General features: G+C 66.4%; 16 protein-coding genes and 12 pseudogenes. 19 read left to right on the top strand and 9 right to left on the bottom strand.

The annotated features are described in order from the left end of the window. Positions 1 to 11: 11 nt before the first annotated feature. Together ACHMWU_RS06415 and ACHMWU_RS06410 are read right to left on the bottom strand one after the other, a co-directional pair. Positions 12 to 833, bottom strand: a complete 822-nt coding sequence (locus tag ACHMWU_RS06415; RefSeq protein ID WP_396042161.1) for an RNA polymerase sigma factor — start codon at positions 831 to 833, stop codon at positions 12 to 14. Positions 834 to 1,006: 173 nt separating this feature from the next. Next, a complete protein-coding gene (locus ACHMWU_RS06410; RefSeq protein WP_396042159.1) occupies positions 1,007 to 3,127 on the bottom strand; it encodes a CHAP domain-containing protein in 2,121 nt (706 codons plus the stop codon). A gap of 131 nt (positions 3,128 to 3,258) precedes the next feature. Here ACHMWU_RS06410 and ACHMWU_RS06405 point away from each other — a divergent pair, with 131 nt between their 5' ends. The 9 genes and pseudogenes from ACHMWU_RS06405 (at position 3,259) to ACHMWU_RS06365 (ending at position 10,491) form a co-directional block, all read left to right on the top strand. Next, positions 3,259 to 4,113: a serine hydrolase gene (locus ACHMWU_RS06405; protein WP_396042157.1), complete on the top strand. Its 855-nt coding sequence runs from the start codon at positions 3,259 to 3,261 to the stop codon at positions 4,111 to 4,113. A 190-nt stretch (positions 4,114 to 4,303) separates the two neighbouring features. After that, a pseudogene (gene infA, locus ACHMWU_RS06400) lies at positions 4,304 to 4,526 on the top strand (translation initiation factor IF-1). Between the two features lie 65 nt (positions 4,527 to 4,591). After that, positions 4,592 to 4,705: a 50S ribosomal protein L36 gene (rpmJ, locus tag ACHMWU_RS06395; RefSeq protein WP_008361054.1), complete on the top strand. Its 114-nt coding sequence runs from the start codon at positions 4,592 to 4,594 to the stop codon at positions 4,703 to 4,705. A gap of 209 nt (positions 4,706 to 4,914) precedes the next feature. Further along, on the top strand, positions 4,915 to 5,283 hold the full coding sequence (gene rpsM / locus ACHMWU_RS06390) for a 30S ribosomal protein S13 (RefSeq protein ID WP_396042153.1): 369 nt from the start codon (positions 4,915 to 4,917) through the stop codon (positions 5,281 to 5,283). A 6-nt stretch (positions 5,284 to 5,289) separates the two neighbouring features. Then, entirely contained in the window at positions 5,290 to 5,685 is a 396-nt protein-coding gene (rpsK, locus tag ACHMWU_RS06385; protein ID WP_396042152.1) for a 30S ribosomal protein S11, read from the top strand. A gap of 40 nt (positions 5,686 to 5,725) precedes the next feature. Beyond that, positions 5,726 to 6,333 (top strand): annotated as a pseudogene (gene rpsD, locus ACHMWU_RS06380) (30S ribosomal protein S4). A 73-nt stretch (positions 6,334 to 6,406) separates the two neighbouring features. Further along, positions 6,407 to 7,414 (top strand): annotated as a pseudogene (locus tag ACHMWU_RS06375) (DNA-directed RNA polymerase subunit alpha). Positions 7,415 to 7,464: 50 nt separating this feature from the next. Beyond that, complete coding sequence (rplQ, locus tag ACHMWU_RS06370; protein ID WP_396042151.1) at positions 7,465 to 8,001, top strand: 50S ribosomal protein L17; 537 nt, start codon at positions 7,465 to 7,467, stop codon at positions 7,999 to 8,001. A gap of 135 nt (positions 8,002 to 8,136) precedes the next feature. Then, positions 8,137 to 10,491 carry a S8 family serine peptidase gene (locus ACHMWU_RS06365; RefSeq protein WP_396042150.1) on the top strand — a complete coding sequence of 785 codons (2,355 nt, stop codon included), beginning with the start codon at positions 8,137 to 8,139 and terminating at the stop codon, positions 10,489 to 10,491. A 9-nt stretch (positions 10,492 to 10,500) separates the two neighbouring features. Here the strand turns inward: ACHMWU_RS06365 and ACHMWU_RS06360 are convergent. The 6 genes and pseudogenes from ACHMWU_RS06360 to ACHMWU_RS06335 all read right to left on the bottom strand — a co-directional run bounded on the left by ACHMWU_RS06360 (position 10,501) and on the right by ACHMWU_RS06335 (position 14,967). Beyond that, positions 10,501 to 11,084, bottom strand: a pseudogene (locus ACHMWU_RS06360) (class I SAM-dependent methyltransferase). A gap of 12 nt (positions 11,085 to 11,096) precedes the next feature. Beyond that, positions 11,097 to 11,870, bottom strand: coding sequence for an endo alpha-1,4 polygalactosaminidase (locus tag ACHMWU_RS06355; protein ID WP_396042148.1), 774 nt, complete (start codon positions 11,868 to 11,870; stop codon positions 11,097 to 11,099). Positions 11,871 to 11,874: 4 nt separating this feature from the next. After that, positions 11,875 to 12,378 carry a GNAT family N-acetyltransferase gene (locus tag ACHMWU_RS06350; RefSeq protein ID WP_396042147.1) on the bottom strand — a complete coding sequence of 168 codons (504 nt, stop codon included), beginning with the start codon at positions 12,376 to 12,378 and terminating at the stop codon, positions 11,875 to 11,877. A gap of 7 nt (positions 12,379 to 12,385) precedes the next feature. Beyond that, positions 12,386 to 12,709, bottom strand: coding sequence for an MmcQ/YjbR family DNA-binding protein (locus tag ACHMWU_RS06345; RefSeq protein WP_396042146.1), 324 nt, complete (start codon positions 12,707 to 12,709; stop codon positions 12,386 to 12,388). 21 nt (positions 12,710 to 12,730) lie between these two features. Beyond that, on the bottom strand, positions 12,731 to 13,549 hold the full coding sequence (truA, locus tag ACHMWU_RS06340; protein ID WP_396042145.1) for a tRNA pseudouridine(38-40) synthase TruA: 819 nt from the start codon (positions 13,547 to 13,549) through the stop codon (positions 12,731 to 12,733). 120 nt (positions 13,550 to 13,669) lie between these two features. Then, a pseudogene (locus ACHMWU_RS06335) lies at positions 13,670 to 14,967 on the bottom strand (citrate synthase). Positions 14,968 to 15,210: 243 nt separating this feature from the next. On the opposite strand from ACHMWU_RS06335, the gene rplM reads away from it, so the two are divergent. From rplM to ACHMWU_RS06315, 4 genes and pseudogenes are all read left to right on the top strand, one after another. After that, entirely contained in the window at positions 15,211 to 15,654 is a 444-nt protein-coding gene (rplM, locus tag ACHMWU_RS06330; RefSeq protein WP_396042144.1) for a 50S ribosomal protein L13, read from the top strand. A 32-nt stretch (positions 15,655 to 15,686) separates the two neighbouring features. After that, positions 15,687 to 16,188, top strand: a pseudogene (gene rpsI, locus ACHMWU_RS06325) (30S ribosomal protein S9). Between the two features lie 6 nt (positions 16,189 to 16,194). Continuing rightward, a pseudogene (locus ACHMWU_RS06320) lies at positions 16,195 to 16,544 on the top strand (phosphoglucosamine mutase); the annotation flags it as partial. An 88-nt stretch (positions 16,545 to 16,632) separates the two neighbouring features. Continuing rightward, positions 16,633 to 17,541, top strand: a complete 909-nt coding sequence (locus ACHMWU_RS06315; protein ID WP_396042143.1) for a hypothetical protein — start codon at positions 16,633 to 16,635, stop codon at positions 17,539 to 17,541. Between the two features lie 27 nt (positions 17,542 to 17,568). Here ACHMWU_RS06315 and coaA read toward each other — a convergent pair. Beyond that, positions 17,569 to 18,520, bottom strand: a pseudogene (gene coaA / locus ACHMWU_RS06310) (type I pantothenate kinase). Between the two features lie 113 nt (positions 18,521 to 18,633). On the opposite strand from coaA, the pseudogene glmS reads away from it, so the two are divergent. The 6 genes and pseudogenes from glmS to ACHMWU_RS06280 form a co-directional block, all read left to right on the top strand. Continuing rightward, positions 18,634 to 20,477: pseudogene (gene glmS, locus ACHMWU_RS06305) on the top strand (glutamine--fructose-6-phosphate transaminase (isomerizing)). Next, positions 20,474 to 20,678: pseudogene (locus ACHMWU_RS06300) on the top strand (holo-ACP synthase); the annotation flags it as partial. The pseudogenes glmS and ACHMWU_RS06300, both read left to right, overlap by 4 nt. Then, positions 20,660 to 21,604: an NAD(P)H-hydrate epimerase gene (locus ACHMWU_RS06295; protein ID WP_396042991.1), complete on the top strand. Its 945-nt coding sequence runs from the start codon at positions 20,660 to 20,662 to the stop codon at positions 21,602 to 21,604. The pseudogene ACHMWU_RS06300 and the gene ACHMWU_RS06295, both read left to right, overlap by 19 nt. Beyond that, a pseudogene (locus tag ACHMWU_RS06290) lies at positions 21,499 to 21,855 on the top strand (NAD(P)H-hydrate dehydratase); the annotation flags it as partial. The gene ACHMWU_RS06295 and the pseudogene ACHMWU_RS06290, both read left to right, overlap by 106 nt. A 97-nt stretch (positions 21,856 to 21,952) precedes the next feature. Continuing rightward, positions 21,953 to 22,264 (top strand): NAD(P)H-hydrate dehydratase, encoded by a 312-nt coding sequence (locus ACHMWU_RS06285; protein WP_396042989.1) that lies wholly within the window; start codon positions 21,953 to 21,955, stop codon positions 22,262 to 22,264. A gap of 2 nt (positions 22,265 to 22,266) precedes the next feature. After that, positions 22,267 to 22,392, top strand: a pseudogene (locus ACHMWU_RS06280) (alanine racemase); the annotation flags it as partial. Positions 22,393 to 22,407: the final 15 nt, after the last annotated feature.

Here is a 22,407-nt window from a genome sequence, read left to right as displayed (position 1 = left end):
GGTGCGGCCTTTCAGGTGTCGGAAACGGTCAGGGATGGACGTGCTCGGATCAGCGTGGCAACGCCGGGACAGGGAGCCCGATCTCGGAACCGGTCGCCTGCAGGTCCGTGTAGGCCGCCATGCATTCCTCGCAGTGTGCCAGATGAGCATGAGTCTTTTCGACTGCTCGGGAACCCGCTGAGTGCTGCACGAGCGAGGGGGAGCTGTGAACGCGCGTCGACGCAGGCCTGGCTGGCTCCAGGGTCGGCGCCAGCGACGTGCTGCTGCAGATAGGCCTCTCGAAGGCCCGCCCTGGCCCGGTACGCGAGCGCTGAAACGCTGTTGGGTGACACGTGGAGTGCTTCCGCCAGCTCGTGCGGCTTGTGCCCTTCGACGTCGAGCTGCCACAGCACGCTCTGCCATCGCGGGGGCAGCGACTCGTAGGCGGCCCGGATCGTGCTGCGCTCGAACTGGTCGAGCTGGTTGCCGCCGAACGGCACGGGAGAGTCGATCTGCGACTCGTCATCGGTCGGCACGACCTTCTGGCGGGCCTTGGCGCGGTGGCCAGCCTCGTGGCGCACTGTCGTGAACAGGTAGCTGCGGAAGTTGGAGGCGGGACCCTTGCCTCGTCGCATGAGATCCAGGATCCGTGCGAACGACTCCGCCACTACGTCCTCGGCTTCGTCGCGCATGCCGAGGTGGCGTGCCAGGCGGTGAGCGGGGTAGGCATATCTGTCGTAGAGCGTCGCGTAGGCCGCTCGGTTGCCCTGATGGACCAGTGCAAGCAGCTCGGACGTCTCGAGATCGTCGAGTCCGGGAAGGTCTGCGACCTCCGCGAGTTTCCGAGTGTTCATACGTCTCCTGAGCTGTCCTCACGCGGCATCTTGGGATGTCGTCGGGCACCTGACGGAGCCGACGACTGATTCCGATCGCAGATGAGACGGGGCTGACTCGCGATCGTGACGCGGAACACGAGAGAAAAAGAAAAAAGCTGGCGTGCTGCCGCGGCCGCGATGGTGAGCCGCTCTCAGCGCACCGTGACGGAGCGGCTGTACGTCGCGGTCGACACGGTCTTGGTGCCGTTGAACGTGAGCTGGTAGGTCTGACGTCCGACCGGCTGCTTGCTCAGCGAGACCGTGGCACGGCCCCGGCGTACCTTGGCGGTCACGAGCCTCTTGGTGCCCGAACGAATCGTCACCGTGCCATCGGGTGCTGCTGTCCGGGAGGCGGAGACCCTGATCGAGAAGGTGACCTTCCGGCTGCCCGGTGCCGACGCTGAGGCCGAGAGCTTGGCGGTCGCCGTGGCCCGGCCGATGCTCGCCGTGGTGCTCGACCGGGGCGTGTAGCCGCTCGCCGACATGGTCACCTTGACGGTCAGTCGATGACCGAGGTCGGTCTTCGACACGCGGTGCGTCCGCTTGGTCGCACCGGAGATCTTCTTGCCGTCCCGCAGCCACTGGTAGCGCAGCGACGTGTTGCTGGGGGAGTGGACGCCGGGGGCGACCTTCAGCACCGAGCCGAGGCGTGGTGAGCCCGTGACGGTGGGCGCGGCGGAGATGCTGATGCGGCCGGACGTCACGGCGGCGGCGCGAGCAGAGAGCGCGGAAGCGGTGGTAAAGCCGTCACGGCGCAACGTGACCCGCACGCGAAGCCGATCACCCAGGTCGTGGCGAGTCGGCACGTAGGTGCGTTGCGTCGCTCCCTTGATCGCGGAGCCGTCTGAGTACCACTGGTAGGAGTAGGCACCGGTGGCTGACCAGCTGCCAGTCGACGCGGTCAGCTTCGAGCCGACTCGCATCGCGCCGGAGACGGTGGGGGCAGACCGTGCCGTGAAGGTTCCTGGCACCACGGCGGTCGTCGAGCGCGCGGCGGCCGTCGCCGAGACGTAGCCGTTGCGGCGAGCGGTCACCACGACGTCGAGCGTCTTGCCTCGATCAGCGGGGGTCACGTCGTAGCGTGCCGCCGTGGCGCCGGCGATGGCCACGCCGTTGGCCCGCCACTGGTAGCCGAGTGTGAGCCCGGTCTTGGACCAGGTGCCCGCCGACGACGTGAGGCGGGAGCCGACCGCGGCGGTGCCGGAGATCGCAGGTCGGACCGTCGAGAGAATATCGCCCAGCGCGACCGCGGCGGCCTGCGCCGAGGTCGCCTCGTTGGTCGTGTATCCGCTGCGGGCCGATCTGATCCGCACGCTGATCTTCTTGCCGACGAGCTCGGGCCCGGGACTGAACGTCGACGAGCGTGCGGAACTGATCGCGACGCCATCGGCGAACCACAGGTAGGTCTGGTTGGTCGCAACCGGGGCCAGGGCGCCCGATGCAGCGGTGAGGGTCGAGTCGACCTTGGGGGTGCCGGTCACGGCGGGGGCGGTGGTCCTCTTGAACGTGCCGCGCTCGACCTCGATCGCCGGCGAAGTGACGTTGACCGTCGGATAGCTCGGACGAGCCGCGGTGACCCGGACCGAGAAGCTCTTGGTGGCGTGGGTTGCGGATGGAGTGAACGTCTTGGCGGTCGCGCCGCTGATCGCGGTGCCGTTGGCCAGCCACTGGTACGTGTAGGTGTTGCCCGTCGGGCTCCACACCCCGCCCGTTGCCTTGATCGCGGTGTCGACCTTGGGTGTGCCGACGACCTCGGGCTTGGTCTCGTTGACGATCCGCGGATCGGAGAAGTGGATGAATCCATCGGGCCAGCCGGAGCCCGACTTGGTGATCTTGCGCCAGTCGAACGCGCCGCTCCAGTTGGACTCGGAGACCAAGACCTCGGTCGAGGAGACGACTTTCTCGACGTACGCGACGTGATTGCCGGTCTTGCCCCACCAGGCGACGGATCCGACCGTGGGGACGTTGTCGGTGACCGACGACATCGTGGTGCCCCAGTCGCGGGCGTTGCCGACGCCGGCCTTGGGACGCTTGTTGGGCATGCCGTTGGTCGTGACGAGGCGGTAGGCGACGTAGTTGGTGCAGTTCGTCCCGGTGTACATGTTCCAGTCGCTGGTGCCCTTGTGCGACTCGTAGCCGCCGTGCGAGTAGCCCTTGCCCTCGCACGACGAGTAGCCCGTGCAGAGCACGCTGTAGGCGGCCTGCGCAGGGCTCGCCGGAACCAGAAGAGCGGCGAAAAGTAGCACAGCAAGTGCAATCGGTGAACGCGACACGCCGACACTCTACGTGACGCGTGGGGCTGGTGTGACATGAACGCGGGACCAAGGTCCCGTCGGAGACGGCTCACATGCGAGTGACAGCGTGCGCGGAGGATGCGCCCAGGCGTCGTTCCTAGCGTCGAATCATGATGACGTGGACGTTCAAGACATGGCTCACCAGTGCGGTGCTGACCGGCACGTTGATCGGTGGGGCAGCGCTCGCCACGGCCCAGGACTCCAGTGCCGGAGTGTCGACGGTTGCCGTGGCTCCGCTGACCCCGGTCTCGCAGACGACGACCACGGCGGAAGAACCGACGACGGTCGCGCTGGAAGCCATCTCCACGGACGCGAGGTACTCGGTCTCGGTGCTCGACCTCGACTCGGGAGCGGCCCTGACCTACGGCGGAGGCGAGTTCGACACCGCGAGCATCGTGAAGGTCGACATCCTCGCCGCGCTCCTGCACGGGCACCAGCAGGCTGGCACGGAAATGAGCGACAGCGAGCGGGCACAAGCCGCGGCGATGATCGAGCGGAGCGACAACGCAGCGGCCACCGCGTTGTTCGAGGCCGTCGGCGGCAAGGAAGGCCTCGACGCGTTCAACCAGCTGATCGGCCTGGACGACACCGAGGTCGGCGCCAACGGCAGCTGGGGGCTCACCCAGACCACGAGCGACGACCAGATCGCGCTGCTGCAAGTGGTCTTCGGTTCAGGCTCGGTGCTGACGGCCAGCGCGCAGGAGTATGTGGCCGACCTGATGTCAAACGTCGTCGAGGCCCAGAACTTCGGTGTCTCCGCTGCGGCGGACGACAGCGGCGATGCTGCGCTGAAGGTGGGCTTCCTGCAGCGCTCGACCACCGGGGCGTGGGACGTCACGAGCATCGGCAGGATCGAAGCGGCAGGCCGCACCTACCTCGTCGCTGTGCTCTCCGACGGCAACACGCGCCGAGGAGGGGGGTCGCCCTGGTCGACCAGGTGGCCCAGGCGGCGGTCGACGGGATGACCGCGATTTGAGTCTGCCGCCCGCGTAGGCGTAGAATTGGGAGTCGGCCTTTCTGGGTCCACGTCTTTGTGCATGAAATCAGTGCTCCGGTCGCCGCTTCGGCGGTGTCACAATGATGCGCCCCGGCCGATGGTAGACGGGCTACACCAGAACCAGGCTACACCCCAGCAGTGCAACCAAAGAAGAGGTTATGGCGAAAAAAGAAGGCGTCATCGAGATGGAAGGTGCCGTAGTCGAGGCGCTGCCCAACGCAATGTTCCGCGTCGAGCTGGCCAACGGCCACAAGGTTCTCGCGCACATCAGCGGCAAGATGCGTCAGCACTACATCCGCATCCTTCCCGAGGACCGGGTCGTCGTGGAGCTTTTCGCCGTATGACCTCTCCCGCGGGCGCATCGTCTACCGCTACAAGTAAAGAGCAGCACAGCACGACAGCAACAAACTCAACAGCCACGTTCAGATCGCAAAGAGAGACTCTCGATGAAGGTCAACCCGAGCGTGAAGAAGATCTGTGACAAGTGCAAGGTGATTCGTCGCCATGGCCGCGTCATGGTGATCTGCGAAAACCCGCGTCACAAGCAGCGTCAGGGCTAAGCAAGCTTCTTCACAGCAGTAGCAACACGAAACATCTGATCGCTCCCACCACCCGACAGATTCATCTCTGGCAGGCGGCGGGTCACCCCCGGAAGCGTAGGCCGGGGCCCGGCTCCAGGAGCACTCTTTCCCTCCTGGGAGGAGCAGCCTGGGAGGCAGTCGGGATGCATCAGGTGACCACACCTCGCTCAACGGAAGGAAATGCCTACATGGCACGCCTCGTAGGAGTAGATCTCCCGCGCGAAAAGCGCATCGAGATCGCACTCACATATGTATTCGGGATCGGCCGCACCCGCGCCGTCGAGACCCTCGCCGCTACCGGGATCGACCCGAACAAGCGCGTCCACGAGCTCGACGACAATGACCTCGTCGCGCTTCGTGATCACATCGAAGCGAACTACCAGACCGAGGGCGACCTGCGTCGTACCGTCACGGCTGACATTCGCCGCAAGATGGAGATCGGCAGCTACCAGGGCCGCCGTCACCGTGCGCACCTGCCCGTTCGTGGCCAGCGCACCAAGACCAACGCGCGTACCCGCAAGGGCCCCAAGCGCACCGTCGCCGGAAAGAAGAAGTGATAGCGCATGCCTCCTAAGACAGCTGGCAAGAAGGTCCGCCGCAAAGAGAAGAAGAACGTCGTTGCGGGCGAAGCCCACATCAAGAGCACGTTCAACAACACACACGTGACCATCACGGATCCTTCGGGCGCCGTGATCTCGTGGGCTTCCGGCGGAACCGTCGGATTCAAGGGCTCGCGCAAGTCGACACCGTTCGCCGCCGGCATGGCCGCCGAGTCGGCCGGTCGTCAGGCGATGGAGCACGGGATGAAGAAGGTCGACGTCTTCGTGAAGGGCCCCGGTTCGGGCCGCGAGACGGCGATCCGGTCGCTGAGCGGAGTCGGCCTCGAGGTCGGCACCATCTCCGACGTGACCCCCAGCCCCCACAACGGCTGCCGTCCTCCCAAGCACCGTCGTCTCTGACGTCGTCGCTGCCCCACGAATTTTCTAGGAGTTATCACTCATGGCCCGTTACACCGGACCTCTCACCAAGAAGTCGCGCCGTCTCGGCATCGACCTCGTCGGTGGTGACGCTGCATTCGAAAAGCGTCCTTACCCTCCCGGCCAGCACGGCCGCGCGCGCGTCAAGGAGTCGGAGTACCGCAACCAGCTGCTCGAGAAGCAGAAGGCGCGTTACACCTACGGAGTGCTCGAGAAGCAGTTCCGCAAGTACTACGAGCTCGCCTCGCGTCGTCCCGGCAAGACCGGTGACAACCTGCTCCAGATCCTGGAGTCGCGTCTCGACAACGTCGTCTACCGTGCAGGCTTCGCCCGTACGCGTCGTCACGCTCGTCAGCCGTCAACCACGGTCACTTCATCGTCAATGGCGTCAAGACCGACATCCCGTCGTTCCAGGTGAGCAAGCACGACATCATCGACGTCAAGCCCAAGTCGCTGGAGACCACGCCGTTCATCGTCGCGCGTGAGACCCACGACAAGGACACCGTCCCCGGCTGGATCGACGTTGCGCCCGACCGCGGTCGCATCCTCGTCCACCAGCGTCCCGTTCGCGAGCAGATCACGGTTCCGATCCAGGAACAGCTGATCGTGGAGTTCTACTCCAAGATCTGATCTCCCACCCGCTCTGGCAACGGAGCACTACCCGGACCTTCAAATATCGGTTGGTTCGGAAAGGAAGAAAACTATGCTGATCGCCCAGCGCCCCGCCCTGTCCGAAGAGGTTGTCGACGATTTCCGTTCGCGGTTCGTCATCGAGCCTCTCGAGCCCGGCTTCGGCTACACCCTCGGCAACTCGCTGCGTCGTACGCTGCTGTCGTCGATCCCGGGTGCAGCTGTCACCTCGATCAAGATCGACGGTGTGCTTCACGAGTTCTCGACCATCCCCGGCGTGACCGAGGATGTCACCGAGATCATCTTGAACCTCAAGGGGAACTGTCGTCTCGTCAGAGAACGACGAGCCTGTCGTGATGTACCTCCGCAAGGAGGGTGAAGGTGACGTGACCGCCGCCGACATCCAGCCCCCGGCTGGTGTCGAGGTCCACAACCCCGATCTGCACATCGCCACGCTCAACAGCAAGGGCAAGATCGAGATCGGCTCGTCGTCGAGCGTGGCCGCGGCTACGTGTCGGCGGTTCAGAACAAGTCCGGTGACGAAGAGATCGGCCGCATGCCGGTCGACTCGATCTACTCGCCGGTCCTGAAGGTGACCTACAAGGTCGAGGCGACTCGTGTCGAGCAGCGTACCGACTTCGACAAGCTCGTCATCGATGTCGAGACCAAGAAGTCGATTCTTCCTCGTGACGCGATCGCGTCGGCCGGTTCGACTCTCGTCGAGCTGTTCGGTCTGGCGCGCGAGCTCAACGTCGAGGCTGAAGGTATCGACATCGGCCCGAGCCCGGTCGACGAGCAGCTTGCTCCGACCTGGCTCTGCCGATCGAAGACCTCGACTTCACGGTCCGCTCGTACAACTGCCTCAAGCGCGAGGGCGTCCACACCGTGGGCCGCCGTCACGCGCTCGGAGCAGGACCTGCTCGACATCCGCAACTTCGGTTCGAAGTCGATCGACGAGGTCAAGGCCAAGCTCATCGAGATGGGCCTCTCGCTCAAGGACAGCCCGGCCGGATTCGATCCGTCCGCTGTCATCGATGCGTACGACGACGACGCCAGCTTCGCCGAGGACGAGCAGTACTGAGTACTGCCCGACCTTGACGGCCACAGCCTGAAAGATTTTGGAGAACAACAATGCCCACCCCCACCAAGGGACCTCGCCTCGGCGGTAGCCCGTCGCACCAGCGTCTGATCCTTGCCAACCTCGCGCAGAACCTGTTCGAGCACGGCAAGATCACGACGACGGAGGCCAAGGCCCGCCGTCTGCGTCCCTACGCGGAAGCACTGATCACCAAGGCCAAGACCGACACGGTGGCCAACCGCCGCCAGGTCGTCAAGGTCATCCGTGACAAGAGCATCCTGCACACGCTGTTCACCGAGATCGGTCCCGCCATGGCGACCCGTCCCGGCGGCTACACGCGCATCACGAAGGTCGCGCCGCGCAAGGGCGACAACGCCCCCATGGCCGTCATCGAGATCGTCGAGGCCAAGCAGTTCGGCGCTCAGAACCAGACTGCCAAGAAGGCCAAGACCGAGAAGGCCGCCCCGGTCGAAGAGGTCGAGACCGATGTGGAGTCCGAGGCTCCGGCCGAGGAAGTTCTCGAGACCGAGGCGCCTGTCGCCGAGGCCGAGGATGCGGCTGAGGCTCCGGCCGAGGACGACGCCAAGTAGTCATCTGTCACCATCAGGACGCCCGTCACCGTGAGGTGGCGGGCGTCTTGCCGTCGGTGGGCAATGGTAATTTCTTGCTACTGCTCCGCGGCCAGATGCCCGGAGCGTTCTTCGGTGGGGAATCTGTCTGTGCACATGCTTCGATCTGCTTCTGGACCGCGCCGTACGCTGACCGTCACGCTCGTCAGCTGCCTGGCCCTCTCGCTGACCGGTTTCAGCGCCTCGGCCAACGAGGCCCCCAAGCCCTCGTTGGCTCCTGCCAAGGGTGGTCCAGCTGCACCCGACCCGGTCGACGACACGGTCCCCGACCTGGCGCGCGGTCTCATCGTCAAGACGACGACCTCGGTGCCCTCTGACGGGCTGCTGGCGGCTGCTGATGCCGCACTCGGCTCGGCAGCTGAGGTCGTTGCCGACGACAAGGTCTCGACCAAGGTCTCGACGGTCGAGTTCGACGAGCCCATCGCGGGTGACGAGGCCGACGAGGTGGCCGCAGCTGTTGCCGAGCGCAGCGACGTCGAGTGGGCTGTCCCCGATCGGCTGATGGGCACTCAGGCCGCCCCGCCGGTCAACAAGAACGATCCGGGCTTCAGCTCGCAGCGCAATCTCTGGAGCACCGTGAGCTCGCCGGTCGGTGGCTACAGCATCAAGGCGCCCTCGTTGTGGCGCAAGACCGAAGGTTCGACAGGCACCGTCGTCGCAGTGATCGATTCGGGCATCCTGCCCGGGCATCCTGATCTCGCCGGAAAGATCGTGCCCGGCTACGACTTCGTCTCCGGCGACGGCGGTGTCCTGCCGCGCGACGGCGGCGGCCGCGACAACGACCCGAGCGACCCGGGTGACTGGAATGCCGCAGGGGAGTGCGGACCCGGATCGCGCAAGAGCAACAGCTCGTGGCACGGCACCTTCGTGGCCGGTCAGATCGCTGCCGCCACCAACAATGGTCAGGGAATCGCGGCGGTGGCGCCGAACGTCAAGGTGCAGCCCATCCGTGCGCTGGGCAGCTGTGGTGGGTGGAGCAGCGACATCGTCGCGGCGATGGAGTATGCATCGAGCGGACCGGCCAAGATCGTCAACATGTCCTTGGCGAGCCCGCCGCTCAGCAAGGCCTCGCGCAACCAGGCCTGCCAGTTGTTCAGCTACTACGCACAGCGCGGAAACAGCCGTGGCGCGATCTTCGTCGCAGCAGCAGGCAATGACGGTGCGAACGCCAACCTCGCCACCCCGGCCTCCTGCCCGGGATTCATCTCGGTCGGCGCGACGAGCGCCAAGGGCTTCAGCGCGATCTACTCCAACATCGGATCGACGGTCGACTTGTCGGCGCCAGGTGGAGACTCGACGGTCGAGGGCAAGAACGACGTCATCTACTCGCTGAGCAATGCCGGCACGCAGGGCCCGTCGGCCAGCTACGGCTACGCGGCCCAGCAGGGCACCAGCATGGCGGCGCCGCAGGTCGCCGGCGCAGCAGCGCTGCTCTACTCCCTGGGCTTCACGACGCCCGGTGCCTTGACCAACGCGATCTATGCATCGGTGTCGCCCTTTCGACCGAAGTCGTCGAGCTATGCACGCAAGCGGGTCGAGGGGTACGTGTACGACCTGAACTGCACGGCTCGAGGCCGCAAGTGGTGCGGCCGCGGGCTGCTCGATCTCAGCCGAGTGCAGGCGCCGCTCAGCAAGCCCGTGATCAGCGGTGCACTCACGATCGGCGAGCCGCTACGCACCTCGTTGGGATCATGGGTCCGCACGCCGTCGCCCAGGTACACCTGGAAGGTCGCAGGCGTCGTCAAGGGCACGTCGGCCGTCTACTGGCCCACCGCTGCCGATGCCGGCAAGTCGATCACCGTCACGATCACCCCGTCCACGGCAGCCTTTGCCCGGTTGACCAACGCGTCGGTTGGCACCGCGGCGGTCCCTGCAGGTCCTAACGTCGGCGTCACCCTCCCGGCATCCTCCCCGCGCTACGGCTCCGCCTACACGATCAAGGCCACGGTCCCCGGCGCGACGAGCGGACAGGTGCAGTTCCGCACCGACAGCGGTGCCGTCGTCGCGACCGGCCAGGTCGCCGGCGGTGTCGCCTCGGCCCGCGTGTCCGGCAAGGCGCTCAAGCCCGGCAAGCACAGCCTGCGGGCCGCCTACCTCGGCAACGGGACGACGCCCAAGGCATCGTCGCCGCGCAAGACCGTGACGATCCGCAAGCTCACCGCCAAGGTCACGACCAAGCTGCCCAAGAAGGTCAGCAAGAGCAAGCGCGCCGCCCTCAAGGTCACGGTCACCGAGCGACCCAACCTGTTCGCGAGCCCGACCGGTTACCTTCGCGTGTATGACGGCAAGAAGCGCATCGTGACGACGAAGCTGTCGGGCAGTGGTCGAGGCAAGAAGACGATCCGGCTCCCCGAGCTTAAGAAGGGGACCCACAAGATCCGCGTGCTCTACCGGGGCAACGCCTACATCACGTCGAAGTACTCGATCTATCGCACCATCAAGGTCAAGTAGGACGATGCGTCACGTGCGGCGCACGTGAAGGATCCGAAATCCCTGCTCGCTGGCCTCACGGGTCGTGGGCCAGCCCTGCTCGATGAGCCAGCGCTGCAGGGAGTCGGCACCCAGGTTCTTGCCCACCACGAGCCGCGCGACGCCGTCGGACGAGAGTCGCGGCAGCCAACGCAGCAACAGCCGTGCATGGCCTCCTTGCCGATCCGGATCGGAGGATTCGACCAGATCTCGTCGAACGTCAGGTCGTCGGGCACATCGTCGGGCAACGCAGCGTGCACCGTGACACCGAGACGTTCGGCATTCGAGCGGGTCAGGTCGAGCGCCCGCTCATTGGGATCGATGGCCCATACGGTCGCGCCGGCCAGCGCGAGGGAGCACGCGATCGGGCCCCATCCGCAACCGATGTCGAGCACCATCCCTGATTCTGGGGGCGTGCTGGTGCGCAGCAGCACCGAAGTGGCCTTGTCGAGGCCGTCGTGCGAGAAGACGCCCGACGACGTCGTGAACGTCAGCTCTCGACCCCAGATACGGGTCGTGATGTCGCGGCGGCGATCAGGGCTGGCGGGCGTTGCGTCGAAGTAGTGCTCTGGCACGGCTCCAGTCTCTCAGCAGGTCGCGTACCGGTATCCCCGGGCTCCGGCGGGCACGACGTCCCGGTCGCGCAGCACGATGGAAGCCTTGCCCCGGCGGGCAGCGCATGCGCGGTTGAAGGCCTTGCGACCGTTGTCGGTGTACTCGATCTCGATCAGCCGGGTTCCGTACGCGCGCGTGTACCTGCCGCACTCTCGATAGACCTCGCACTCCTCGGCGACTGCGAAGTCGAAACCGATGCCAGAGCGACTGAGCTGGGGTGCATTCTTCTGGGCGATCGCGAGCTTGCTGCGATGCGCTTGGCGCACCAGCCGCTTGGCGTACCGGACCGCCTGCGACTTCTTGATGAGCTTGCGTGACCGGGTCCATGAGTCGAGGTTGTCGGGCTCGACCGCCTGGAACCCGGCGCGCTGGCACCGGTCGAACCAGGTGCGGTTGATGCGGGCGAGCGCTGCACGCTTCTTCGAGGTGCGCAGGTCGAGAAGGACCTCGTCAGGCCAGTTGCGGTCGCGCACCAGGCGGCGGTTCTTGTCGCGGAGCAGCAGGCTGGGGTGATTCGTCTTCCACCAGCCGAGCCGCCCCGGCTGGGTCTGGAAGGAGTTGACGTAGCAGATGGAGTACACGCCCGCGGCCGGCGCGTCGGTGCGGTCGCGGGTGACGATCTGGACCTTGGAGGCCGGTGGATAGGCTCCGCCGAGCTGGTAGTCGGCAGGCCCGGCGGTCGGCGGGAGCGTCACGGGGGAAGCAGCGAGGGCTACGGCGGTGAGCAGTCCCGCGAAGATCGACATGTGCTCAGTCTGTCACCGGGGCGAGCGGGTACCCGAACTGCACCTGACGCCCCCACCGTGGATGCTGGTGATCTTCGAGCCGGTTGAATCCAGAGCGGGTGATGACACCGATCGAGGCGAAGTTGTCAGGCGAGATGCGGGCGATGACAAGGTCGACGCGAGCGTCGCGGCGTGCTTCGTCCAGCAGCAGTGCGACCGCCGAGACTGCCAGCCCGCGCCGACGGTACTGGGACGAGATCCGGTAGCCGAGCTCGACGGTGCCACCGGCCGGTGCGCCCTTGAACCCGGCGTTGCCGACGATCACGCCGTCCTCGAGCACGGCCTGCATCGCCCAGTCGGCGTTCTGCGTATCGGCCGTGACCAGCGCGTCCATGAATCGCCAGATGTCGGTCGTGCCGGCGAACTCAGCGGGCACTGGCAGCCCTAGCACGCGTTCTGCGGTCGCCGGATCCTCCGCGGCGAGGGACGTGAACACCGCGGGCGGGAGCCGCAGCAGGCGTGTTGTCATGAGTCCTTCAGCAGCCTGGCCGGGGCTGCGATGCGCCAGGCATCGGTGATCGGCTCGAAGAGCCGTCGGTGTCGACGACATCGAGATTGACCAGGATGTAGTTGTGGCCGTCGTAGTGCGACGTCGTGTAGAACGCCGGATCGGCGCTGGCGAGCAGCGCCTCCTTGTCGTCGGCCGAGCACTTGAGGGCCAGCCCGCCTTCGCTCTCGGTGCGAAGCCGTCCGAGCAGGGTGCCGGCGACCTTGAGGGACGGGGTGCGGTACGACGTCGACTCGGCCACTTCTGGCAGGGTCACGGCGAAGGCGACGACTTCTTCCCAGCTGATGGACATGTCGACAAGCCTTCCTCGAAGTCAGCTCTGCCGCATCTTCGGCCCGGCGGCCACGTCACGACGCTGACGCGACTGCTCGGCCCGGGCAGCCAGACCAGAGTCATCCGGGTAGCTGACCTCTTCGAGCACGAGACCGTGCGCCGGCATCACGGTGACTCGTGCATTGCGGGTGGCAGCCGACAGGACCTCGCCGGCCCAGGCAGGCGCGAAACGTCCTTCACCGACCGCTACCAGTGCGCCCATCAGCGCGCGCACCATGGAGTGACAGAACGCATCTGCCCGCACCGTCGTCTCGAGGACGTTGCCCACGCGAACGGTCGAGAGCTCGAGCAGGGTGCGGATCGTGGTGGCGCCTTCGCGCTTCTTGCAGAACGAGGCGAAGTCGTGCTCGCCCAGCAGGTGCGCGGCGGCGGCGTTCATCGCGTCGACGTCGAGCGGTCGGGGCCAGGCGACCTGGGTCAGGCGGACGAGCGGGTCCGGCACAGCTGGTGCATCGCAGATCCGGTAGACGTACCGGCGCTCGAGGGCCGCGAACCGGGCGTCGAAGCCCTCTGGCGCCACGCTGAGCCCTCGCAGCGCGATGTCGGCGGGCAGCAGCCGGCGCAGGCGGCGTTCGAGCGTCGGCGGATCGACGTCGTCGAGGTCGACGTGAGCCACCTGCCCCCGCGCGTGGACGCCAGCATCGGTGCGCCCGGCGCAGGTCAGCTGGGGTGCGGCTGGCAGGCGCAGGATCGTCGCCAAGGCGCTCTCGATCTCGCCTTGGACGGTCCGCAGGCCCGGCTGGGTGGCCCATCCGCGAAATGACGAACCGTCGTAGGAAAGATCGAGTCGCAGACGCACGGGAGAACGCTACCTCAGGCTGGGTGGGGGGTGGATCGGCAACCGGATGCGGGTGTGGCCCCGCATGACAGAACCCGTCCCGCCGGCGGCGGAACGGGTTCTGGAAGTGCAGGACGTCGGCTAGGCCCAACGCTCCTCGCGGGGCGTGAACGTCAGCTCACGGTCTCCGGTGTAGATCTGCTTGGGGCGAGCAATCTTCTGCTCCTTATCGTCGACCAGCTCGTTCCACTGGGCCAACCAGCCCGGTGTGCGACCGATCGCGAACAGCACCGTGAACATCTCCGGCGGGAACTGCAGTGCCTCGTAGATCAGGCCCGAGTAGAAGTCGACGTTGGGGTAGAGCTTGCGCTTGACGAAGTACTCGTCCTCGAGCGCGATCTTCTGGAGCTCCCTGGGCGATCTCGAGCAGCGGGTTGACGCCCGTGACCTCGAAGACGTCGTCGCAGGCCTTCTTGATGATCGTGGCGCGCGGATCGAAGTTCTTGTAGACGCGGTGACCGAAGCCCATGAGCTTCTCGTCGCCGTTCTTGACGCCCTCGATGAACGCGGGGATCTTGTCCTTGGTGCCGATGCGGCGAAGCATCTTCAGCACGGCCTCGTTCGCACCGCCGTGCAGCGGTCCGTAGAGCGCGGCGATGCCGCCGGAGACCGCCGAGTAGGGGTCGACCTGGCTCGAGCCGATCGAGCGCACGGCGTTCGTCGAGCAGTTCTGCTCGTGATCGGCGTGCAGGATCAGCAGGATGTCGAGGGCCTTGACCAGTCGCGGATCGGGGTTGTAGGTCTGCTCCGACATCTTGAACAGCATCGAGAGGAAGTTCTCGGTGTAGTTCAGGTCGTTGTCGGGGTAGACGTACGGCTTGCCCTGCGCGTGCCGGAACGACCAGGCGCCGAGTGTCGGCATCTTGGCGATCAGTCGCACGATCTGGTCGTGACGCACCTGGGGATCGCTGACGTTGCGAGCCTCGGGGTAGAACGTCGACAGTGCGCCGACCGACGACATCAGCATGCCCATGGGGTGTGCGTCGTAGCGGAAGCCCTGCATGAGGGACTTGACGTTCTCGTGCACGAACGTGTGGAACGTGATCTCGTGGACCCACTGCTCGTACTGCTGACGCGACGGCAAGCTCGCCGTGGATCAACAGGTACGAGACTTCGAGGAACGTGGAGTTCTCAGCCAGTTGCTCGATGGGGTAGCCGCGGTACTCGAGGATGCCTTTGTCGCCATCGATGTAGGTCACGGCGCTGCGTGTGGACGCAGTGTTCGTGAAGCCAGGATCGTAGACAGCGAGGCCGGGGTCGTCGTCGGATTTACCGATCTTGCCAAGGTCTCCGGCGCGAATCGTTCCATCTGTGATGGGTAGTTCGTACTCTTCGCCGGTGCGGTTGTCGCGGACGGTCAGGGTCTGTTTTTCGGTCACGATGGGTCTCCTGTGACGTGCCAATCGGGGCCGCGAAGATGGTGCGGACCACTTCACAACGTAGACCGCAGGGTGATGTGGCGCACCAAGGGGGGTCCGTGTGACGGACTCGTTTTGACCCGAACGGGTCTTGCCGGTTAACCTTGTGTGTCGTTGTGCCCACTCGAACATCTCGTGGGCGCCGACCACCAAGAGTTTGTTCAAGTTGCCGTACCCCCATCTGAAGAACGAGAAGGTCACGCCGTGCGCACGTTCAGCCCCAAGCCGTCTGACATCACCCGTCAGTGGCACGTCATCGACGCTCAGGACATCGTCCTCGGTCGTCTCGCCGTCCAGGCTGCGACGCTGCTGCGCGGCAAGCACAAGCCGACCTATGCACCGCACGTCGACGGTGGCGACTTCGTCATCATCGTCAACGCGGAGAAGGTGGCCCTGTCGGGCAACAAGCGCACCGACAAGCTCGCCTACCGTCACAGCGGCTACCCGGGTGGACTCAAGTCCATCGCTTACGGTGACCTGCTCGACAAGGACGCGCGCAAGGCGATCGAGAAGTCGGTACGCGGCATGCTTCCCAAGAACCGTCTGGGTGATCAGCTGATCACGAAGCTCAAGGTCTACTCCGGCCCCGAGCACCCGCACACCGCCCAGAAGCCCCAGCCGTTCGAGATCACACAGATCTCCCAGTAAAACTTTCCCGATCAGAGTAGGTAAGCGCAAACATGGCTGAGACCGCCACCATCGAAGAGACCGAGTTCGAGACCAACGCCGAAGGTGTTGCTTACACCTCGGAGTCCGCTGGTGCTTCCGAGACCTCCAGCAAGCCCGCGACCATCGCTCCGGGTGCTGCGACGGGTCGCCGCAAGGAGGCCATCGCGCGCGTCCGCATCGTTCCGGGCACCGGCGTGTGGACCGTCAACGGCAAGCCGCTCGAGGAGTACCTCCCCGAACAAGCTGCACCAGCAGATTGCCAAGGAAGCCTTCGCCGAGACGGGCCTGCAGGACCGTTTCGACGTCATCGCTCGCGTGACGGGTGGCGGCATGACCGGTCAGGCCGGCGCTCTGCGTCTCGGCGTGGCTCGCTCGCTCAACCAGATCGACGAAGAGGCCAACCGTCCGGTCCTCAAGAAGGCCGGACTCCTGACGCGCGACTCGCGCATCAAGGAGCGCAAGAAGGCTGGTCTCAAGAAGGCTCGTAAGGCTCCGCAGTACAGCAAGCGCTGATCGTTCGTGGGCCGAATCTTTGGCACGGATGGCGTTCGCGGACTCGCGAATCGTGATCTGACCGCCGAGCTGGCCGTCGACCTCTCGGTCGCGGCGGCCCACATCCTGGGTGAGGTCGGTGCTTTTGCTGACCAGCGCCCCACAGCAGTCGTGGCCCGCGATCCCCGCGCCTCAGGTGAATTCCTCGAGGCTGCGGTGGTCGCGGGTCTTGCTTCTGCCGGGTCGACGTGCACCGGCTCGGCGTCGTGCCGACCCCTGGAGCCGCGTTCCTGACGTCCTTCCTCAAGGCAGACATGGGCGTCATGATCTCCGCCAGCCACAATGCGATGCCCGACAACGGCATCAAGTTCCTGGCACGCGGTGGGCTCAAGCTCGACGACGATCTCGAGGTGCAGATCGAGAACCGTCTGCAGGAGCCTTGGGACCGTCCGACCGGGAGCTGGCGTGGGCCGTATCGGCGACAGCCAGGCGGGCGTCGCGGCGTACGTCAAGCATCTGGTCGGATCGTCTCCGCGACGACTCGACGGGATGAAGATCGTGCTCGACTGTGCCAATGGCGCGGCCTACGACGTCGGACCGAGTGTTCTCGAGCAAGCTCGGCGCGATCGTGATCACGATCCATGCCGAGCCCGACGGCCTCAACATCAACCACAACTGTGGTTCGACGCACCTCGACGACCTGCAGAAGGCAGTCGTCAGCATGGTGCGCACGCCGGCTTCGCCTTCGACGGCGACGCCGATCGATGCCTGGCGGTCGACGAGACTGGCGCAGTCGTCGACGGCGACCACATCCTGGCGATCTTGGCGCTGGCCGCACGTGACGCCGGTCGGCTGACCGAGTCGACCGTGGTCGCGACGGTCATCAGCAACCTCGGATTCGTGCACGCGCTCGAAGGCGCCGGCATCACCGTCGTCCAGACGGCGGTGGGCGACCGGTACGTCCTCGAGGCGATGCGAACCGGTGGCTTCAATCTCGGCGGCGAGCAGTCGGGCCACGTCATCATGGGCGACTACGCGACGACCGGCGACGGCGTCCTCACCGCGGTCCACATCGCAGCGCGCATGCGCGAGACAGGGTCGACGCTGTCCGAGCTGGCCTCGGTCATGACCCGGTTGCCGCAGGTGCTGGTCAACGTGCCTGACGTCGACAAGTCGCGTGCCGAGACCGATCCGACCCTGCAAGGTGCGGTCGCCATCGCGACAGCGCGGTTGGGCGACACCGGTCGAGTGCTGCTGCGTCAGTCGGGCACCGAACCGCTGGTACGCGTCATGGTCGAGGCGACGACGCCCGAAGAGGCGGCCGAGGTCGCCGACTACTTGGCGAGCATCGTCCGGTCGACGCTCGCTCTCTAGCCCGGCGCTGTCCAGGCCGGTCGGCGACTAGATCTTGCGGAGGCGCACCCAGCTGACCGCGTGATCGGGCCCTTTGCGCAGGACCAGCGAGGCACGGCCGCGGGTCGTGGCGATGTTCTCCTTCAGGTTCGGCCAGTTGATCGTGTCCCACAGCATGCTGGCTCGATCGACGGCCTCCTCGTCGGTGAAGGCGCTGTACCGGTGGAAGTACGACTCCGGATCGGCGAATGCGGTCTTGCGGAGTGTCAGGAAGCGGTCGATGTACCAGCGACGCAGATCTTTGCCGGCGGCGTCGACGTAGATCGAGAAGTCGAAGAAGTCGCTGACCGCCAGCCCCGGTGATCCGTCGCCACGGGTCTGCGCGGGGGCGAGGACGTTGAGGCCTTCGACGATGACGATGTCGGGCTGCTTGAGAGTCACGACCTCTTCGGTGCGGTCATACGTCAGGTGCGAGTAGACCGGCGCGGTGACGACCTCGACACCGGACTTGACCTCCATCACGAAGCGCAGCAGCGCCTTGCGGTCATAGGACTCGGGGAAACCCTTGCGATCGAGGATCCCGCGACGTTCGAGCTCGGCATTGGGGAACAAGAAGCCGTCGGTCGTGACCGCTCGACGACCGGATGATCGGGCGACTGCGCCAACGAGCTCGCGCAGCAGGCGGGCGGTCGTGGACTTGCCCACGGCGACCGAGCCGGCGATACCGATCACGAACGGGGTGCGGCGGGACTGCTTGGCGTGCAGGAAGTGCTCAGTGGCCTGGTACAGCGCGCCAGCCAGACGCACGCGCATGCTGATCAGCTCGGTCATCGGCAGGTAGACCTGCCGGACCTCCCTCGAGGTCGAGCTCGTCGCCCAGACCTCGGACGCGTTCGATCTCGTCGGGTTTCAACGGCTGCGGCACATCGCCCGCGAGCTCGGCCCACGCAGCTCGCTCGAGCTCGACATACGGGGAGTGGTCGCGCGTCATGGCGCCCATTCTCGCGCCTCCGTCCTGCGAATGCGTCACGCGGCCCCCTTGCGGGCCGACATCGAGCCGGGCTGCTGCACGTCACCGCAGGCCATACGGTCGTCGCTTGTACCCTTGACGACATGTGTGGAATTGTCGGTACGTCGGTCAGCGTTCTGCTCTTGACGTAGTCATCGGGGGACTGCGACGCCTGGAGTATCGGGGCTACGACTCCGCTGGCGTCGCGCTGGTCGGCGACGGTCGGATCTACTCGGCCAAGAAGGCCGGCAAGCTGCTCAACCTCGACGCCGAGCTCGAGAAGAGCCCGTTGCCGGTCGCCCACACGGGCATCGGTCACACCCGGTGGGCCACCCACGGTGCTCCCAACGACGCCAACGCGCACCCGCACCTCGACGACACCGGCCGGGTCGCGGTCGTCCACAACGGCATCATCGAGAACTTCGCGGTGCTGCGGCGGCTCGAAGCGCGGGGCCACGAGATGCTGTCAGAGACCGACACCGAGATCGTCGCCCATCTGCTGCACGGACGAGCTTCCAGCGCACGCCTGACCTGTCCGACGCGGTCCGCGCCGTGTGCCAACGCCTCGAAGGCGCGTTCACGCTGGTGATCTGCGACGCCCAGCGGCCCGACGTCGTCGTCGGAGCGCGACGCGAACTCTCCGCTGGTCGTCGGCCGTGGTGAGGGCGAGAACTTCCTCGGCTCCGACGTCGCCGCATTCATCGAGTTCACCCGTGACGCCGTCGAGCTCGGCCAGGACCAGGTCGTCACGATCACGCCCGACGACATCGTCGTCACCGACTTCTACGGAAATCCTGCCGAGACCACCGAGTACCACGTCGACTGGGACGTGTCGGCCGCCGAGAAGGGTGGCTACGACTGGTTCATGCTCAAGGAGATCGACGAGCAGCCGAGGGCCGTCGCCGACACCCTGCTGGGCCGTCACACGCCAGGCGGTCTGCTGCAGCTCGACGAGATGCGCATCAGCGATGGTGAGCTGCGCGAGGTCGACAAGATCATCGTCATCGCGTGCGGCACCTCGTTCTACGCCGCGATGGTCGCCAAGTACGCGATCGAGCACTGGACCCGCACCCCGTGCGAGGTCGAGCTGGCCTCCGAGTTCCGCTACCGCGACCCGATCCTCGACAAGAGCACCTTGGTCGTCACGATCAGCCAGTCCGGCGAGACCATGGACACCCTCATGGCGATCCGGTACGCGCGCCAGCAGCGGGCGCGGGTGCTGTCGATCTGCAACACGAACGGCTCGACGATCCCGCGTGAGTCCGATGCGGTGATCTACACCCACGCCGGGCCCGAGGTCGCGGTCGCCTCGACCAAGGGATTTCTCGCCCAGGTCGTGGCCTGCTACCTGCTCGCGCTGTACATCGCGCAGGTCAAGGGCATGAAGTACGGCGACGAGATCGACGGGATCCTCGCCGAGATCGGCAAGATCCCCGACGGGATCCAGCGCATGCTCGACGAGGGCGACAAGATGCGCAAGCTCGCCACCGAGCTGTCCGGCTCCCGGTCGATCCTGTTCCTGGGCCGCCACGTCGGCTACCCAGTGGCGCTGGAAGGTGCGTTGAAGCTCAAGGAGCTGGCCTACATCCACGCCGAAGGATTTGCCGCCGGCGAGCTCAAGCACGGCCCCATCGCGGTGATCGAGGAAGGTCTGCCGGTCTTCGTCATCGTGCCGCCCAAGGGCCGCGACCGGCTGCAGGAGAAGACCGTCAGCAACATCCAGGAGATCCGGGCACGCGGCGCTCGCACGATCGTCCTGGCCGAGGACGGCGACGACGACGTCGTGCCGTACGCCGACCACCTGATCCGGTTGCCCAAGGTTCCGACCCTGCTGCAGCCGCTGGTCTCCACGGTGCCGTTGCAGATCTTCGCCGCCGAGTTCGCCAGCCAGCTCGGCCACGACGTCGACCAACCGCGAAATCTCGCCAAGTCCGTCACGGTCGAATGACGATCTACGGGATCGGCGTCGACATCGTCGACATCCCGCGTTTCGCCGCGACGCTGGAGCGTACGCCGACGATGATCGACCGGCTGTTCACTGCGGCGGAGGTCGACCTGCCGCTGGAGTCCCTGGCCGGGCGGTTCGCCGCGAAGGAGGCGTTCGTGAAGGCGCTGCGTGCACCCGCCGGCATGTCGTGGCAGGACATCGAGGTCGTCAACGACGCGTCGGGTGCCCCGGGAGCTGCACCTGAGCGGGGCGGCGCTCGATCGGGTCAACGATCTCGGCATCACCTCGACGCACCTGTCGATCTCGCACGACACGACGGTCGCGACGGCCTTCGTGGTGGCCGAATGCTGAGGGCCCACCAGGTGGCCGACATCCGCGCTGCCGAAGAGGCGCTCGCCGCCACGCTGCCTGCTGGCGAGCCGATGCGCCGTGCCGCTCGCGGCCTGGCCGACGGACTCGATCATGTCGCGGCCGGAGAGGTCGTCCTGATGCTGATCGGCCCCGGCAACAACGGGGGCGACGCGTTGTGGGCCGCGGTCCACCTGCGAGACCGTGGCGTCCGAGTCGACCTGTGCCTGCTCGACCCCGAGAAGGTCCACGCCGGCGGCCTGGCGGCTGCCGTGGCCGCTGGCGCACGAGTCGTGGAGGCGCCGTCAGATCAACGCCACTGCCTCGACGCGATGTTCGGCATCGGAGCGCGACCGGGACTGGTCGGCAAGGCGGCCGAGTGGGCCGAGTGGATCGCTGGCGCCCGTCCGTACACGATTGCGGTCGACGTGCCGTCCGGTGTCGACGTCGACCACGGCACCCGACCCGACACCTGTGTGGTGGCCGATGCCACGATCACGTTCGGCACCTACAAGAACGCGCTGCTCGTCAACCCGGCGGCCGGGGCCGCAGGATGGAATGGCACGGCTCTTGCCCAGCCGTCGACATCGGCCTGGCAGAGCACCTGCCAGCGCCCTCGGTCGAGGCGATCGAGGCCGACGACGGACACCTGCTGCTCGAGACGTTCGACTGGCTGCGAAACCCTGCGAGCCACAAGTACTCCCGCGGGGTCGTCGGCATCGCGGCAGGCTCCGAGGAGTACGCAGGCGCCGCGCACCTGTGCGTCGCCGGTGCGCTGACTGGGATGGCAGGCATGGTGCGTTTCCTCGGATCGGCGCAGCTCAGCCAGCGCGTCGTCGACCGTGCACCCGAGGTCGTCGCCGGGCCAGGTCGCGTGCAGGCCTGGGTCGTCGGCCCCGGCGGGGGTGAGCAGGCCGAGCACCAGCTGCAGTCGGCTCTCGCCGACGGCGTGCCGGTGCTGGTCGACGCCAGCGCGCTGGCGCATCTGCCGGGATCGTTCGGCGTGCCGGCACTGCTGACCCCGCACGCTGGCGAGCTTGCGGCGATGCTCGGCACGAGTCGATCCGCCGTCGAGGCCGAGCCGTTGGCGCACGCTCGCGACGCCGCACATCGGTGGGGGCGCGACGGTGCTGCTCAAGGGCGCACGCACGCTGGTGGTGACGCCGGGTCGCCCGACGAGGGTCAACCTGACCGGCTCGCCGTGGCTCGGGACTGCGGGTGCCGGCGACGTCCTCGCCGGACTGGCGGGCTCGCTGATGGCTTCAGGAGCCGATCCGCACGACGCCGGATCACTCGCAGCGTTCTTGCACGGCGCCGCCAGCGTCCGCGCCAACCGTGGTGGCCCGGTGACGGCCTCCACCGTGGCGCACGCCCTGCCCGGGACGATCGCGGCCTTCCACGACGGGCAGCTCGACGACGTCCGCGACTGGAGGGACTGACCGTGGCACGACCGCAGGCCGAGGCCGTCATCGACCTCGATGCCTACCGGGACAACTTGGCTGCCTTGGCGCAGTGCGCACCGAACGCCCAGCAGATGGCGGTCGTGAAGGCCAATGCCTACGGCCACGGGATGGTGCCGATG

This window comes from Aeromicrobium sp. UC242_57 (genome assembly GCF_044452305.1).
GTDB lineage: Bacteria > Actinomycetota > Actinomycetes > Propionibacteriales > Nocardioidaceae > Aeromicrobium.
The sequence above is the reverse complement of the archived record's forward strand: the minus strand, read 5'-3'. Positions and strand labels throughout refer to the sequence as shown.